General features: G+C 33.2%; 16 protein-coding genes. All 16 read right to left on the bottom strand.

The window, feature by feature from the left end:
* Positions 1-176 precede the first annotated feature (176 nt).
* The 16 genes from V7121_RS10580 to V7121_RS10505 all read right to left on the bottom strand — a co-directional run bounded on the left by V7121_RS10580 (position 177) and on the right by V7121_RS10505 (position 15,117).
* Entirely contained in the window at positions 177-1,352 is a 1,176-nt protein-coding gene (locus tag V7121_RS10580) for a glycosyltransferase (RefSeq protein ID WP_335503137.1), read from the bottom strand.
* A 34-nt stretch (positions 1,353-1,386) separates the two neighbouring features.
* Positions 1,387-2,445 (bottom strand): glycosyltransferase family 2 protein, encoded by a 1,059-nt coding sequence (locus tag V7121_RS10575; protein ID WP_335503139.1) that lies wholly within the window; start codon positions 2,443-2,445, stop codon positions 1,387-1,389.
* Positions 2,446-2,476: 31 nt separating this feature from the next.
* Entirely contained in the window at positions 2,477-4,270 is a 1,794-nt protein-coding gene (locus V7121_RS10570; RefSeq protein WP_335546529.1) for an ABC transporter ATP-binding protein, read from the bottom strand.
* A gap of 259 nt (positions 4,271-4,529) precedes the next feature.
* Positions 4,530-5,729 (bottom strand): glycosyltransferase, encoded by a 1,200-nt coding sequence (locus V7121_RS10565; RefSeq protein WP_335546527.1) that lies wholly within the window; start codon positions 5,727-5,729, stop codon positions 4,530-4,532.
* Positions 5,730-5,754: 25 nt separating this feature from the next.
* The gene (locus V7121_RS10560; RefSeq protein WP_335503147.1) at positions 5,755-6,390 is read right to left on the bottom strand and encodes an acyltransferase; all 636 of its coding nucleotides are present in this window, start codon (positions 6,388-6,390) and stop codon (positions 5,755-5,757) included.
* 26 nt (positions 6,391-6,416) lie between these two features.
* Positions 6,417-7,148 (bottom strand): glycosyltransferase family 32 protein, encoded by a 732-nt coding sequence (locus V7121_RS10555; protein WP_335503150.1) that lies wholly within the window; start codon positions 7,146-7,148, stop codon positions 6,417-6,419.
* Between the two features lie 9 nt (positions 7,149-7,157).
* A complete protein-coding gene (locus V7121_RS10550) occupies positions 7,158-7,511 on the bottom strand; it encodes a helix-turn-helix domain-containing protein (protein ID WP_335503152.1) in 354 nt (117 codons plus the stop codon).
* 34 nt (positions 7,512-7,545) lie between these two features.
* Positions 7,546-8,682: a DegT/DnrJ/EryC1/StrS family aminotransferase gene (locus tag V7121_RS10545; protein ID WP_335503156.1), complete on the bottom strand. Its 1,137-nt coding sequence runs from the start codon at positions 8,680-8,682 to the stop codon at positions 7,546-7,548.
* Between the two features lie 53 nt (positions 8,683-8,735).
* The gene (locus V7121_RS10540; protein WP_335503159.1) at positions 8,736-9,380 is read right to left on the bottom strand and encodes an acetyltransferase; all 645 of its coding nucleotides are present in this window, start codon (positions 9,378-9,380) and stop codon (positions 8,736-8,738) included.
* Positions 9,377-9,991, bottom strand: a complete 615-nt coding sequence (locus V7121_RS10535; protein ID WP_335503161.1) for a sugar transferase — start codon at positions 9,989-9,991, stop codon at positions 9,377-9,379. The genes V7121_RS10540 and V7121_RS10535 overlap by 4 nt, the downstream gene beginning before the upstream one ends.
* Positions 9,992-10,006: 15 nt before the next feature.
* Positions 10,007-10,150: a hypothetical protein gene (locus V7121_RS10530; protein WP_335503163.1), complete on the bottom strand. Its 144-nt coding sequence runs from the start codon at positions 10,148-10,150 to the stop codon at positions 10,007-10,009.
* Between the two features lie 141 nt (positions 10,151-10,291).
* Positions 10,292-11,362 carry an EpsG family protein gene (locus tag V7121_RS10525; protein ID WP_335503165.1) on the bottom strand — a complete coding sequence of 357 codons (1,071 nt, stop codon included), beginning with the start codon at positions 11,360-11,362 and terminating at the stop codon, positions 10,292-10,294.
* A 133-nt stretch (positions 11,363-11,495) separates the two neighbouring features.
* A complete protein-coding gene (locus V7121_RS10520) occupies positions 11,496-13,322 on the bottom strand; it encodes a polysaccharide biosynthesis protein (RefSeq protein ID WP_335546525.1) in 1,827 nt (608 codons plus the stop codon).
* A 19-nt stretch (positions 13,323-13,341) separates the two neighbouring features.
* Positions 13,342-13,485 (bottom strand): hypothetical protein, encoded by a 144-nt coding sequence (locus V7121_RS10515; RefSeq protein ID WP_335546522.1) that lies wholly within the window; start codon positions 13,483-13,485, stop codon positions 13,342-13,344.
* Between the two features lie 251 nt (positions 13,486-13,736).
* Positions 13,737-14,393, bottom strand: coding sequence for a CpsD/CapB family tyrosine-protein kinase (locus V7121_RS10510; RefSeq protein WP_335546520.1), 657 nt, complete (start codon positions 14,391-14,393; stop codon positions 13,737-13,739).
* Complete coding sequence (locus tag V7121_RS10505) at positions 14,380-15,117, bottom strand: YveK family protein (RefSeq protein ID WP_335503172.1); 738 nt, start codon at positions 15,115-15,117, stop codon at positions 14,380-14,382. The genes V7121_RS10510 and V7121_RS10505 overlap by 14 nt, the downstream gene beginning before the upstream one ends.
* Between the last annotated feature and the right edge of the window lie 78 nt (positions 15,118-15,195).

Genomic DNA, 15,195 nt, shown 5'->3' with positions numbered 1-15,195 from the left:
TTTTTAAATGCTGTGAATTTTATACTATTATTATTTAATATTCCATTATCATTAATAAATCTATATGCAATCATATAATCAGTACGGTAAAACCTTTGAAAAAACTTTAACATAACTATCTCCCTCTAAAGAACAATTATGTGTTTCAACCATTCTATACTAGAATTTTTTAAGTACTAGCTAACCTTTGTTAAATCATATATTTTTTTCATTATCACTTCTGGACTGTAATTTTTTAGAACATCACTTTTTTCCTTTTTCAAAAGGTTATAAAGTTTTTCATCCTCTATTAAAGATACAATCCCTTTATATAATCCTTCTGGAGTTGGATCTACGAGTAAACCATTTACTTCGTGCCGAATAAACTCCATTGGTCCCATAGACTTTGCAACGATAACGGGCGTATTTAAAGCTAGTGCTTCTAATACCGAAATCGATAATGACTCAACAATTGATGGATGAACATATATATAGGCATTTTTAATATATGGATAGGGATTTGAGATAGCACCTAATAGAAAGAGATGATTTTCTAAGTGATATTCTTTTATATATCTTTCCATTTTTCTACGCTGTGTACCTTCTCCTATGAGATACCATTTCACGAAATATCCATTGTCAACCAACTTCTTACAAGCATGAACACAATTAATCATACCTTTTTCAGGTGATAATCTGCCTACACTCACTAGCGTTAGATTATGATTAAATTTAATGTCATAACTGATTCCTTCAATTGATTTGTCCCTAATTTCATCAACGTTAATAATATTGGGTATTGTCAGGACTTTATTATGGATTCCATGAATATTGTTTATTAGTAATTCTTTGCTGCTATCCGAAACAGCAATTATCTTGTTAAATTTCTTGTAAACTTTCATCCAACGTTTTGTTTCATTTTCTGAATAATCGTATGACCCATGATGCCACCAAGTGATCTTTTTTTTACTGTTAATGATATATCCAACAAAATCTGTGCAAAATCCTATACGGTATGCAATGGCACAATCATAATTTTTATGCAGATTAAAAAGTGGCTTTGCAAAAGTTAAGGCCTTAACCCCAATTATTTTCTCTAGTAGGAAAATTAGTCTGAGACATACCGCGAACCAATTCCTTTTCCTTATGGACGCTAAAATACTCTGGATGATCGGTCCATATGCTTTTGATAAATCGAAGTAAATAATATTTACTTCTTTAGGAACTTCCTTTGCATAATCCCCAAGTCCTTCAAATAAGATCAAATCAACTTCATAATAGTTAAAATCTATACCTTTTAGCACGTTTATAAGTGAGTTCTCAACTCCGCCTACCATTAAATGACCATTTACAAACAATACTTTCTTTTTCAAAATATAACCTCACAATCAACCAATGATTTTGAATTTATTGTGGTTTTTTCAATAATTCGTCAGTAAAATGTAATGTGTTTAGTCTTCTTTTATTCAGTACAAATAAGCTGTATAATCTAACAAATTTAAACTTTATAAGAAGGATAGCAACTTTCATCTTCCAAGAAACATTCGGTAATTTAAAGTCTTCAAATATTTCCGTAACTTTCGGGTGAAGAATTATCTTTTGAATCCTACTCAACCTTTCTTTGCTATCGTACCCGGAATATTTCAATTGCCCTAACGTATTTAGTGTAAAATACAGCATATTAATTTTTATTTGTCTTGTGAAATCATATTCAAAAGTATTTCCAAAGTATATTTTTAATCTTTCATTTATTTTAAGGTAAGCATTCCACTTATTTTCATTATATGTATTCGTTGTTGAAGCAGGATTGTAAAAGTAATTGTAATAATAATGATTTTTAAAATAGTAGAAACTTGCTGCATGATACATAATCTTCGAGCCTAGAATTGAATCTTCACAGTAGTGTATATCCTCGTCATAGTATAAATTGTTTCTTTTAAGGAATTTTATATTAAATAAACAAACCCAGTTTGATATAGTTGGTGGAAATTCGATATTTTCAAACATGATTAAACATCGGAACAGCTCATTCTTTATGTCATCTTTTGAATAATACCCTTCTCGAATAGGCTGTGTTCGTTTATATTCATAATTGTTTGATTTTTTTTTGTAATCACACATAATAACATCAAGATTTAACTCCTCAGCTTTGTTAACCATCACCTGATACATCTCAGGTTCAATCCAATCATCTGAGTCAATAAAACTTAAGTATTTTCCTTTTGCTATTTTAATGCCATCGTTCCTGGCTGCTGAAACCCTGGCATTTTTTTTGTGGATAACTTTTATTCGTTTATCCTTTTGTGCATATTCATCACATATTTGGCCAGAATTATCTTTTGAACCATCGTTTATTAATATAATTTCAAAATCTTGAAATGTTTGATTTAGTATACTATCAACACACCGTTGTAAATAACTTTCAACATTATAGACCGGTATTACCACACTGACTTTTGGAAGCATCTTTTGCCTCCTTTCTAAATTATTTTGGTTCTTACATCGACTGTCTAAGTTTATTATCAGCTGATATTAATTTTCCTTTATCCACTTTAAAAACAATGTCGCAATTATCAATTGTACTTAATCTATGAGCAATAATAATTAACGTCTTTTCTCCTTTAAGGCCGTCTATTGCTTTCATAATCTCTTTTTCTGTCTCGTTATCTAAAGCAGATGTTGCTTCATCTAAAATAATAATTTCCGGGTTATGATACAATGCTCTGGCAATTCCAATACGTTGACGTTGTCCTCCTGAAAGCCTAACTCCTCTTTCCCCTACGACAGTATTTATTCCTTCTGGGAGAGTATCAATAAAATCCTTTAACTGTGCATCTTCAATTGCCTTTTGAACAGCAAACTCATCAATGTCCTGATCGTTTATTCCAAAAGCCACATTGTTCCGAATGGTTTCATCTGATAGATAAATGGATTGAGGGATGTAGCCAATCTTATTTTTCCATATTGGCATCAGTTCATTTAAATCTTTCCCATCAACTACTAAGCGGCCCTTCTCGGGTTCGAATAACCCTAATATGATATCAACAATAGTTGTTTTGCCAGCGCCAGAAGTTCCAACGAAAGCAACAGAATGCCCAATCGGAATGGTTAAGGACAAATTTCTAATGGAACACTCTTTTTGATTTGGATAACGAAAATAAACATTTTCTAATTTAATAGAATTACGAAATATTTTTTCACCTTTATTTTGCTTTTCATGTTTTAGCTCCATGGTTGCATCTTCTTGAATTGGACTTTTTCCGTTATTATCTTTAATTAAATCATCATAGACTACCGTCAATGCCGGCTGACTAAATCGAATGGAGGTTATTGTGGCGACTATTCTATTAATAGAAGGCATTAATCGAAATGCAGCCATGGCAAATAGTGACATGGTGGCCACTAATGTAGATTTCTCAGTACCTTGGAATACAATAATGACCATCGTAATAAGGACAACTGATACTAATAAAGTCTCGATAAAAAGTCTAGGAATTTGATCGAGCGTATTTTTATAAATAGTATTATTTGCCATGATCTGACTTTGCTTAGCATACGATTTCACAAAGTAACTTTCTTTTCCCGAAACCTTGATTTCTTTACTTGCCCCTAATCCTTGATTTACCCACTTAATCATCTCACGACTAACTTTTTGATTTTCTATTCCTAAATGAGTAATTTTTTTCCGAAAGATCTTAAAGAATAATAGAACACTCCCGCCCAATAAAATACCAGACGTTAACGTGGCTAATGGCGCAGTAATAATTAGTAACGAAAGTATAAAAGTCATGATTAATATCTCTGTTAGCAATTGAAAACTTGCTAATAAAATACCATCAAATACCTTCCCTACTTCTCCGTTTACATTCCTTAATAATTCAGCAGAATTTCGCTGCAGGTGAAATGTATAAGGTTTTGTTAAATACAACTTGAACATCGTTCTGGAAAGTTTTACTTTTTGATTTAAGATGACTCTATATTGTACCGAATAAAAAAATAATAAATAAGCATTTTTAACAATATAAACGATCAGTAAGCAGACAACAGCAAACAAAATAAACGTGTTGGTTGATTGAAAGTTTAAAAATTTGTATACGTTTGATAAAAATGATTGCTTCTGAATAATTGTAGGATTTGTTACAATTCCGACAAAAGGAACGATTAAACCAATTCCTACTGTTTCAAATATGGCTGCAAGGATCATCATAAAAAAAAGCAATAATAATTTTTTCTTATCCTTTTTAGTTAATAGAACCCCTAGTTTTTTTATCGTGTCCCTCAATTTGTTCACACCTTAAAATATTATTTATATGAATTAACCAACATGTAGTAACTCAGATGATAAGATTTGTTTTCAACTTCTTCACTAACAGCCTCGTTCATTATAATGAACATTTTTACTAAAAAATTTTTGATTAGTTTTTGTTCACTACTTTTTTAATCTTTTTTTACATTATAACTTACGATTATTTCTTTTTAAAGAACAACCCTTCGACATAAATCTACAGCATACAACGTCCTACATAATTTGTTCAATTCATCTTATTTTTCTAACTAATGATTTTATAAAGCTTATCTAGTTCATAACTATTGCTATAATCTTTATTACTAATGTTTTTCATTAATATATTTTTCATTTCTTGATTTCTATAAAACTCCTCTATCGCTCTCGCTAAGCCTGGAACACTTAGATCACAAATCAGGCCTTCAACTCCATTCTCAATTTGACTAGGCGCTGTTGGATAATTTGTTATTAGAATAGGCTTCCCAAGTATTTTTGCTTCAGAAACAGTTACTGCTTTCCCTTCATATCTAGACGGTTGAACATAGAGGTCACAATTTTTTATATAAGGATAGGGATTAGTTTTTTTGCCTAAAAGGACAAAACTATCCTCTAAATTATGCTTAGATATTAAATCCTTCATTTCTTTCTCATATCCACCGTAGCCAATAATGTACCACTTGATATTAGTTAACCCTTTCATATGAAGGAGTTTAAGAGCCTCTATCGCCAGATCAAACCCTTTAACATAGGATAGTCTGCCTACAGAGACTAGATTAAAAGTTTGAGATTCTTCTTGATAAAATGTCAACTCTTCCCCCGCCATTTTTTTTATAAAAATAGGTGAAGTGATATTTTCTACAACTAATACTTTTTCTTTCAATGTTGGATAGGTAGTTAGAAAGGCATCCCTACAAGCATCCGATACTGCAGCAATATTATCAAATTGATTCCAAACTTTAAGGTCCAGCTTATTATCAATTTCCAACTTACTATAATCGGTATGAACCCATGCAATTTTTTTCTTAGCTTTCACCTTGTTTGCGATTATATCGTGTGGCCAAGCATAGCTGATTGCTACATCATATTCCTTTTCAAATTTTGGTAATAAAAAGGAGGAGTATTTTTGTGTTAGCTGCATTTGTATATACCCAGCACCCTCTTCTAAGTTTCTAGACTTTGATTTTATTTCTGCCATATACTTCGAAAGAACCCTAATAAAAGCTAATGAATATTGTCTTTCTTTAAGGCAAAGAATCACTGGCTTTCGAAATACGGAATACTTTGCTACCTGTGGCAAAATATTCACCGACTTTGGAATCAAACTCATAAACTCGCCTACATGATGAAAGATTAGCAGATCAACATTGTATTTTTGATAATCAAAGCATTCCAGCATATTTATTAAACTTCGCTCAATGCCTCCAATTTCCATATTATAAACAGAAATTAAAATATTCTTTTTCATCCTCTATCCTCACCTAAAAGAAGTATTAAACACTAAACTGCACGACCTTGTCTTTACCTTTATATGGTTTAAGTTCTGTCTCTCTTTTATTTAAAAATATTGTATTAGGTGGTACGATTCCTTTAACTACACTTCCAGCCGCAACCACCACATTATCACCAATATGGGTATCCCTTAAAATGACGACATTTGACCCTATCCAAACGTTATCACCAATACTAACTTCCCCTCTAATTAAATGGTCAGAGGTATTCTTTTTATAATTATGATCATGATCGTTAATACAAACATTGGGAGCTATTTTGGTGTTTTTTCCAATCGTAATTCGATTGACACAATTAATATTACAATTATCATTAATAAAAACATGATTACCTATATTTAGAACTCCATCAAAATCAATCCGAATGCTCGCATTCTTCCTTACAAAAACAAATTTACCAATAATAATATTTGCCTTATTATTGAAGATTTCTATTTTACTATTGGCTTGAAGAGAATAGATAGAGGATTTAATGTTATTAAAATATAAAATCTTATAAAACAAACCCCTTAAAATACCAACCAAATGAGAGAGATTCATAAGAATGGTAATAAAAATACCACGTTTTTTGCTTTCGGAAATAAAAGTCATAACTATTTTCATCCCTGTGTTAAACATACTCAATCCCCTTGCAACAGCTTAATTTATCGATAAATTTTTCTTAATTTAGCAATATTGTGACCACCAATAAGTTTTGATAAAACAAATTTCACTTTTCCTTTTATTCGTTTCCTTAGGGGCAGCCAACTTTTATAAAAAAGATGGATGGTATAAGTATTTTCGGTAATAAATGATTGGCAATTTATATAATCATAGGGAGAAAAGTAAGTCTGGGGGTAAAAGACACCTAGATCATTAATTTCCTGGTATTGACCATTTGATTTTAATCCCTTATCCTCCAGTAACTTCGTAATAATGGCCACATTAGTTAATTGATTAAAGGTGCCATCATTATTAATGAACTTTTTCATACTATACGAATCTAAAAATTCTTTTATTAAAGAATTTCCCTTTTCTGCTCCAATCGTGCTGGTTGCAATAAAGTTTTCTTGTTCAAATCCCCAAAAGGAAGGATGTTTCAGCAAATCATTAAAGGGTTTATATACCTCAACATCTGTATCTAAATAAATCCCACCGTAATTATAGAGAGCGTAAACGCGAACATAATCGCTAACAAATGCAAATTTCCCCGCATTATAAGCTTCTCTCACATAGGAATTTATTTCGATATTAAAATTACTTTCATTCCATTCAATAATTTCATATTCTGAAAGATGCTTTTTCCAGGTTTCCATACATTCTTTTACAATCCTAGGTTTCTCTTTTCCACCAAACCAACAATAATGAATTATTTTAGGAATTTTTATATACTCCATATCATGACCTCATGCTTTCTCAACACTAGCCTTTTGATGCTGCCACTTAATAAATTCAATTAATGTTCTGTAATCCTTGATTTGTTCTTTTTCAATTCCTGTTTCTTTTAATTCTTTTACTAGATCCAGCAAATCCTGATCTATTTCTTGTTGATTATTGATATTCTTCCCTGTATCAAAAAAATCGTCTAATTCCACACCTAAGACAGCAGCAATTCTATTTACTACTTGAATAGAAGGATTTTGATTCAGGTTACGTTCAATATTACTTAGGTAAGATTTTGATACTTTTGCCCGTTTGGCTAATTCGGACAATGTCAACCCCTTTTGCTTTCGTATTTCATGTATAATTTTCCCTATCACGATTCATACCCCGTTTTCATAAAATAAAGTATTATTACTTACACATATCCCGCTCGTTCCTTCCTTTATTAACTGTTTGTTTAATATGGTCAATAACAGTTTCTATGTCGATATCCGTCATATTTGATCCTGATGGTAAGCACACCCCATTATTAAAGAGTGTTTCTGAAACACTTTCTTGCTCGCTATGTTGAAAATATCTCAGACCATTGAAAACTGGCTGAAGATGAAGCGGCTTCCAAACTGGCCGTGCTTCAATGTTTTCCTTACTTAATGCACTCAATATCTGTGAGACAGATATTCCCGCCTCTTTCTCATTAATAGTTAATGCTGTTAGCCACCGATTAGACAAGGTATCTGTTAATTCAGGCATAAAGGTGAAACCAGGTAGGTCGGAAAGTTCCTTAAAATAATATTGGAAAATTGCCCTTCTAGCAGCAACCCGTTCATCCAATACCTCTAATTGCGCCCTTCCAATACCGGCTAAGATGTTACTTAATCTATAATTGAATCCGATTTGACTATGTTGGTAGTGTGGGGCCACATCCCTTGCTTGTGTGGCTAAGAATCTTGCCTTTTGTAAAGCTTCACAATCATCTGAAACCAGCATTCCTCCCCCAGAGGTAGTAATAATCTTGTTCCCATTAAAGGAGAAGACCCCAAATTTTCCAAACGTTCCACTTGCTTTTCCTTTATACATTGCCCCAAGTGACTCTGCTGCATCTTCAATAATAGGAACTCCATAGTAATTGCATATAGCAGTTATTTCCTCCATTTTGGCACTTTGACCATAAAGATTTACAACAATTACTGCCTTCGGAAGAGTTTTATTCTTTAATGCAGCACTAAACGCTCGTTCTAATGCTTGTGGGGACATATTCCAGGTTTCAGGTTCGGAATCAATAAAGACTGGTTCAGCTCCCTGATAAATAATTGGATTGGCACTCGCTATAAAGGTAAGACTCGAGCAAAATACCTGATCACCCTTTCCCACTCCTAATAAGGAAAGAGCCAGATGAATGGCTGCCGTTCCTGAACTTACGGCCACCGCCTCACTGGCTCCCACGTATTGAGCTATTTCTGTTTCAAAAGCATCCACATTTGGTCCAAGAGGAGCAATCCAATTGGTTTCAAATGCTTCATTTATATATTTATGTTCATTCCCACTCATATGGGGAGAGGATAGAAAAATTCTTTTATTATAGGTTGCTTGCTCCAATATCTTCACCCCACATTCATTTTATTAATCATCTTCACCTTGGCAGGTGTTCCCATAGCTAAACAATTGGAGGGAACATGGTCAATTACTGTTGCTCCTGCACCAATCATTGTCCATTCACCGATACTTATATTGGGAATAATTGTTGCTCCGCTTCCCACACATGAACCCTCACCCATTTCCACCGTGCCTGCTATAGTACTATTAGGACAGAGGTGAACATAATCCTCTAGTCTACTATCGTGTTCAACTACAGAGCATGAATTAATGATGCAATGATCTCCAATAACCACATCTGCATTTATTACTGCCTGAGGCATGATAACCGTGCCATGCCCTATTTTTGCACTCGGGCTTATATATGCAGAGGGATGGAAAATTGTTATAAAATCACTTTTAGAATATCCAAGTTTTTCAACGACTGATTTCCTTACTTTGTTATCTCCAATAGCCATAACAAATTTTAGATTGTTATACTCTTGTTTAAGTTGATTTGCTGCTTCAACAGGTCCATATATGAAGTTATTCATAAGTTGAATTCTTTCATACTTATTATCTAGATATCCAATAAATTGTAGTTCCTTGTTTGCCCGTATAATATCAGAAACTACTTTACTATGACCTCCATGACCTATGACAACAACATTCATGGGTTCCCCCCTCCTACTGTTGAATTAGAACCTTTAAAGCTTTCTACAGTTGCATTGCCTGGTTGATTAATTCCATCCGATATAATAACTTTATAAGCAGTAAAAAAAAGAATTTTGATATCTAAGAAGAAAGATTGGTTCTTTACATACCATATATCAAACTTAAATTTTTCCTCCCATGAAATAGCATTCCTTCCATTCACTTGAGCCCAGCCCGTAATTCCCGGTCTTACGTTATGCCTTAATGATTGTTCTTTTGTATACAGCGATAGGTATTCAACGAGAAGGGGACGGGGGCCAACTAAACTCAAATCCCCTTTTATTACATTCCATAATTGAGGATATTCATCTAAGCTGTATTTACGTAGAAATCTTCCAAAAGACGTCAACCTGATATAATCTGGCAGCAATTGACCTTTTTCATCTTTCTCATCCGTCATAGTTCTAAACTTATACAAGCTAAAAGGTTTGCCATATAAGCCAGGACGTACCTGTTTAAAGATAATAGGAGAACCGAACTTTATTTTAACTAAAATGGCAATACAGATAAAAATAGGGGAAAGACAAACGAACAGAATCAAAGAAACCGTAAAGTCAAATAGCCGCTTCATATTTAACCTCCCATGCTATTTGGAATCAGCTAATAATTGTTTTTTTATTTCTTCGATTAAATCCTCGACTTGGATGTTTTTTGTCTCCATTCCACTTACATAAGTATTTATTAAAATTTCCTTTAATTTATGTTGGTTTAAACTTTCAGAAATAGCCATTTCATTTACCTCTCTTACGAAATTTCTTTCCTATAAAAAAGTCCCCACTTAGAATAATGTGAGGACCTTTTATATCTTTATTTTTTTCGTGACCGTGTTGATTTAGTTTGGTATCACCAAAGTCACAAGTTATTAAACCATTTAACCCAAGTAATTACTTTTATAGATAATATTTAAATTAAGGACACTTTCGTAGAAATAATAGGCAAAGTAACATAATAATATTGCATAATATACAATCTTTTGGTCCTTTTTTCTAAAGACCTTGACTATCCACGAGATTAAGATGATTTGGTAAAGTTCAAAATAAATATTAAATCTAGCAAAAATCCAATTTCCCATAGAAATAATCATAAACATTAAACCAATAATTGCCATATTTACAAAAATGTCACTTTCTGGATATAATTCTCTCAGTTTGTCTCTGCCAAAAAATGCAATTACCAACGGAATAGCAAACACTATTACCCTAATAATATTCGCGCCCCCTTCATTAAATTGGCTATATACACCGTATTGACTATTCTCAAGGGCAGAGAATAATAACTTTGAAAACTGATTAAAACCTAAAACAATGATTATTGAAGAAAGTAATAGGAGTAAAGTGGCCTTTGACCAAGCCTTATATCTTACTAAAAAATAAATAGGAATTAGTATTAAAGCACTTTGGTGGAAAAGAGATGCAAAAATTGCTACTAACAGATATCTAAACCAATTGCCCTCAATTAAATATTTAGTAGCAGTAAATATAATTGCTGTTGCTAAACATTGTCTAATCCCATTCATGGTGACTATAAATAAGCCTCCTGTTATATAAACATAGACACTTAATTCAAATAATCTTGAATACTTATATAAACCAATTATTATCAGTACATTAGTTATTAAAGCAGTTGTAAATATTAATATTTGTGGATCGGTTGAATATCTTTTTAATATCATTTGAAGCACTGCAAAGCCAATTTCATCTTGAGATTTAACTAACTCCCAAGTAAAATCAGTAATATTGTAGGTATGTATATAGAAGGGGGTATCTCCTATATTATTCCGAAGCCCAGAAACTAAAACAAAGGAAATCATAGCACAAAAGGCAAATAATTTATTGGGTTTTATTTGCACCAGGGAACCATTTAATACTAAAGTTTTTGAAAAGTATCGTGAAAAAAGTGAAAATAAAAATACTATAGCAAGATTAATCCAGAGGATCGTCATACAATAGTTCCTTTCAGATTATTATAAAAATTAATACCACACTTAGTCTAATAGAATTACTGCTCGATTTATTTCGGAATAATTTTTACAAGCACGCTGCAAGGTGTCACTAAATTAATTACCATGCAATCCCTTATACTGGGACAGATAATTTTTTATTTTTAACTATTTTATTGTTTGCCAAATAAAGAAGCTTTTCCCTTATTTCTTCATTATTCAAATTGGAATATGTGGAAATTAGCGTATCAATCTCCTGAATAAAAAGCTCCGATGTTTTTCCAATGTAAATCTTCGGATATATCTGAGTTTCTTGGACCTCATCCTCTTTTAATAATTCCTCAAACAGCTTTTCTCCAGGACGAACCCCTGTATATTCAATACCGATTTCATCTATTGAATTCCCAGATAGTTTTATAAGATTCTTTGCTAAATCAACTATTTTTACAGGATCACCCATATCTAGCACAAAAATCTCTCCTCCTTTTGCAAGAGACCCTGCTTGGAGAACAAGTCTTGAGGCTTCTGGAATGGTCATAAAATAACGAACCATATCAGGGTGAGTAACTGTCACAGGCCCCCCCTTCTCAATTTGATTTTTAAAACGTGGAATAACACTACCCCTACTCCCTAAAACATTGCCAAAGCGAACCGCAACAAATTTGGTGTCACTTCCTTTGTCCATATGCTGTACAATCATTTCTGCCAATCTCTTTGCTGCTCCCATCACACTTGTGGGGTTAACTGCTTTATCCGTTGATATCATGACGAAGGTTTTGACTCCATTCCAGCTAGCCGCATTAGCAAGATTCATTGTTCCAATGATATTGTTTTTAATCGCTTCTTCTGGGTTTGACTCCATTAGAGGAACATGCTTATGGGCGGCAGCATGATAGACCATGTCAGGTTGGTAGGTGCTCATTATCGCCATGAGCTTCTTTGCATCCTGAATATCCGCTATGACTGGTATAAATTCAATCTTTGAATTCCGAAAAGTCTCTTTTAATTCCATTTCAATTGAATAAATGCTATTTTCTCCATGTCCTAATAATATAAGCGTTTTTGGGTTAAAATGGGCTATCTGACGGCAAACCTCAGACCCAATTGATCCCCCTGCACCAGTAACTAAGACTACTTTATCAGTTATATTTTCCGAAATGCTTTCAATATCGAGTTGAACAGGTTCTCTACCAAGCAAATCTTCTACCTGAACATCACGGAATTGATTGACAGAAACCTTACCTGTCATTAAATCCTCTAACATCGGTAAGATTTGTGTTTTTGCATTCGTTTTGGCACACTCTTGGAATATCCGATTTAACTCTCTTTTATTTAAAGAGGGGATCGCAATCACAATGTTGTCGATTTCATACTTTTTTACCGCATCTTCTAATTTGGATATTCCACCAATGACTGGTATTCCTAGAATATCTAGCTTTTTCTTTTTCTCATCATCATCAATAAAGGCAACTGGAAGTAAATCGGATTGGAAACTATTTAACAACTGTCTTACGACCATGGTTCCGGCAGAACCAGCACCAATAATCAAAATCCTTTTTTTATTCTCAATTGGACTAAGATGGGCATCACGGTACATTCTCCAGGAAAAACGAGACCCACCTATTAGTGACATATTCAAAAGCCAGGTAACAACCAATAAGCGGAAGGTGATTTCTTTTATTAATAATTCTTGAAAAACACCTGCAATTATGACCGAAAATGTAACAGTTTTTAATATGCTTAGCAATTCTCCAACACTAGCATACTGCCATACTCTACGATATAAATGGAATTTAAAGGAAAGAATATGATGACTAATAATCATTACAATTGAAGTAATTATCATCCTACCCGTTATTACCTGTAACGTTCCATCCACAAAGAATTTACTTAAGTAGATAGCCACTAATACAATACATGAGTCGATTAAAACAAAAAATGAAAGTCGTTGCCGATATGTCATAACTATCCCCTTTCTTCCTTTAATCGACTCTTTTATGTCGTATCTTGATGGCACTGTCGATTATTTTCTTAATTTCTACTATTTGCTCCTTTGACGCTTCTTGTTTAATGTATCTTACAGCCTTTTTTATTGATTTCGGAAAATAATCAATATTATTATTCATCCCTTCAACCCCTTAAAAAAGATAAATATGGGCAATATTATTTCTATAACCCATATTTATCCTTTCTAATGAAATTGGGCATCCAACCCATCCTCACATCACACTCTCGACGACAAGCGTCTAAGGCCTTTTACCCACAGCATGACCGAGTGCCCCCATTGATAATGGAAAGGAGACATCTCCAACATAGTAAGTCCTTTACTTTGTTCTGAATTAAGAACAGTTTGATTAAAAAAAGAAGCTATCGATAGCTATTGATTTAAAATAACACCTATAAGTTTTGCTTTTGAGAATTCAATCATCTTTTTAGCCTCAGTAGCACTCTGAAGCTTTGTTTTTCCGTTTTTAACTACCAAAAGGACACCATCACATAGGCTTGCCAATAACTTTGTATCCGGAAGTTTTAGAAGAGCCGTAGAGTCTAGTAGAATAACATCATAAGATTCTTTTACTTTTATTAACAAATCCTTCATCATACTTGAACCTAATAACTCAAATGGATTTATTGGAATTGAACCACTTGCCAGTAAGTCAAGTCTCCATATCTCGGTATGATAAACAGCTTCATTAAAGGACATCCTTCCAGTTAGTACATCTGTCAAACCAGATGAATTCGTAGTATGAAAGAAGTCATGTAATGCAGGAGTTCTTAAATTGGTATCTATTACGAGAACCTTCTTTTTCTGCTGCGCCATTGATACAGCTATATTTGCCAACAATATCGATTTTCCATCTCCCTCATCAGGAGAGGTAATCATAAGAGTTTGGGTCATTTTTTCAGACATAAGAAAATTAATATTTGTTTGAATCATTTGGAATTGATCTGCTAATGCAGATTCGGGGTAATAGTAAGTAACAAAGGGGTTTTTTCTTTTTTTTTGCTTAGATATTCGTTTATTTATAATCAATTGTCTCACCCCTCATTTTTACTTCAAATTTTGTTTTATTCCCTGGTTTTTTCATATTTTTCCTGTTAATCTTTGGTATTTTTCCTAACACGGGGATATCTAATATTTCTTCAATTTCTTTTTTAGAGCGGATTCTATCATCGAATGATTCTAAAAAGAATGCTAATGCTATCCCAATCACCAAACCTCCTATTATTCCATACACCACCTTATTATTTGTCTTAGGATTAATTGGGACTGGGTTTACCTTTGCCTTGGATAAAATCTGAATATAGTCCTTCCCGACAATTTTTGGAACTTCCTCTTTAAAGGTCACCGCCGTGGTATCAGCAATTTTAGCTGCCCTTTCCGGTTCAGAGTCCACGATACTTATACTTACCACCTGAGAGTCCTCTAAACTTGCTACAGAAATTTGATTTGCCAATTGATCCGCTGTTTCTTTTAAATCCAATTTCTTTATAACTATGTCTAGAATTGAAGAATCTCTAACAATAACCTGTAGAGTCTTTCTAAATTCTCCGTCAGCACCAATAATGATTCGGGATGAAGACTGATATAACGGGACTACCGTTGCTTGGTTTAGGACATATCCTGCCACTCCACCTATGAGGGTTACCAATGCAATGACCAAGGCACGTCTTTTTAGCAAGAGGAATAATTCTTTCAAATTCATTTCTTTTGCTCGTTTTTGATTTCCTTGATTTACTTTACGAAAACTATCCATATAACCACCTTTTTCTCAAGAATTTTTCAAGAAAAACGTTTCTTTATAAAGAACAATAAAAGAAAGATAAGTTTATAA

Source organism: Neobacillus drentensis (genome assembly GCF_036962125.1).
GTDB classification, from domain to species: domain Bacteria; phylum Bacillota; class Bacilli; order Bacillales; family Cytobacillaceae; genus Neobacillus; species Neobacillus drentensis_B.
The sequence above is the reverse complement of the archived record's forward strand: the minus strand, read 5'-3'. Positions and strand labels throughout refer to the sequence as shown.

Bases quoted from the DNA above. Each gene is read 5' to 3' on its own strand.
- V7121_RS10555 (WP_335503150.1), bottom strand. From the start codon at position 7,148: ATGGAGTATATAAAAATTCCTAAAATAATTCATTATTGTTGGTTTGGT.
- V7121_RS10575 (WP_335503139.1), bottom strand. From the start codon at position 2,445: ATGCTTCCAAAAGTCAGTGTGGTAATACCGGTCTATAATGTTGAAAGT.
- V7121_RS10560 (WP_335503147.1), bottom strand. From the start codon at position 6,390: ATGTTTAACACAGGGATGAAAATAGTTATGACTTTTATTTCCGAAAGC.
- V7121_RS10525 (WP_335503165.1), bottom strand. From the start codon at position 11,362: ATGACGATCCTCTGGATTAATCTTGCTATAGTATTTTTATTTTCACTT.
- V7121_RS10535 (WP_335503161.1), bottom strand. From the start codon at position 9,991: ATGAAGCGGCTATTTGACTTTACGGTTTCTTTGATTCTGTTCGTTTGT.
- V7121_RS10520 (WP_335546525.1), bottom strand. From the start codon at position 13,322: ATGACATATCGGCAACGACTTTCATTTTTTGTTTTAATCGACTCATGT.
- V7121_RS10540 (WP_335503159.1), bottom strand. From the start codon at position 9,380: ATGAATGTTGTTGTCATAGGTCATGGAGGTCATAGTAAAGTAGTTTCT.
- V7121_RS10505 (WP_335503172.1), bottom strand. From the start codon at position 15,117: ATGGATAGTTTTCGTAAAGTAAATCAAGGAAATCAAAAACGAGCAAAA.
- V7121_RS10545 (WP_335503156.1), bottom strand. From the start codon at position 8,682: ATGAGTGGGAATGAACATAAATATATAAATGAAGCATTTGAAACCAAT.
- V7121_RS10565 (WP_335546527.1), bottom strand. From the start codon at position 5,729: ATGAAAAAGAATATTTTAATTTCTGTTTATAATATGGAAATTGGAGGC.
- V7121_RS10515 (WP_335546522.1), bottom strand. From the start codon at position 13,485: ATGAATAATAATATTGATTATTTTCCGAAATCAATAAAAAAGGCTGTA.
- V7121_RS10530 (WP_335503163.1), bottom strand. From the start codon at position 10,150: ATGGCTATTTCTGAAAGTTTAAACCAACATAAATTAAAGGAAATTTTA.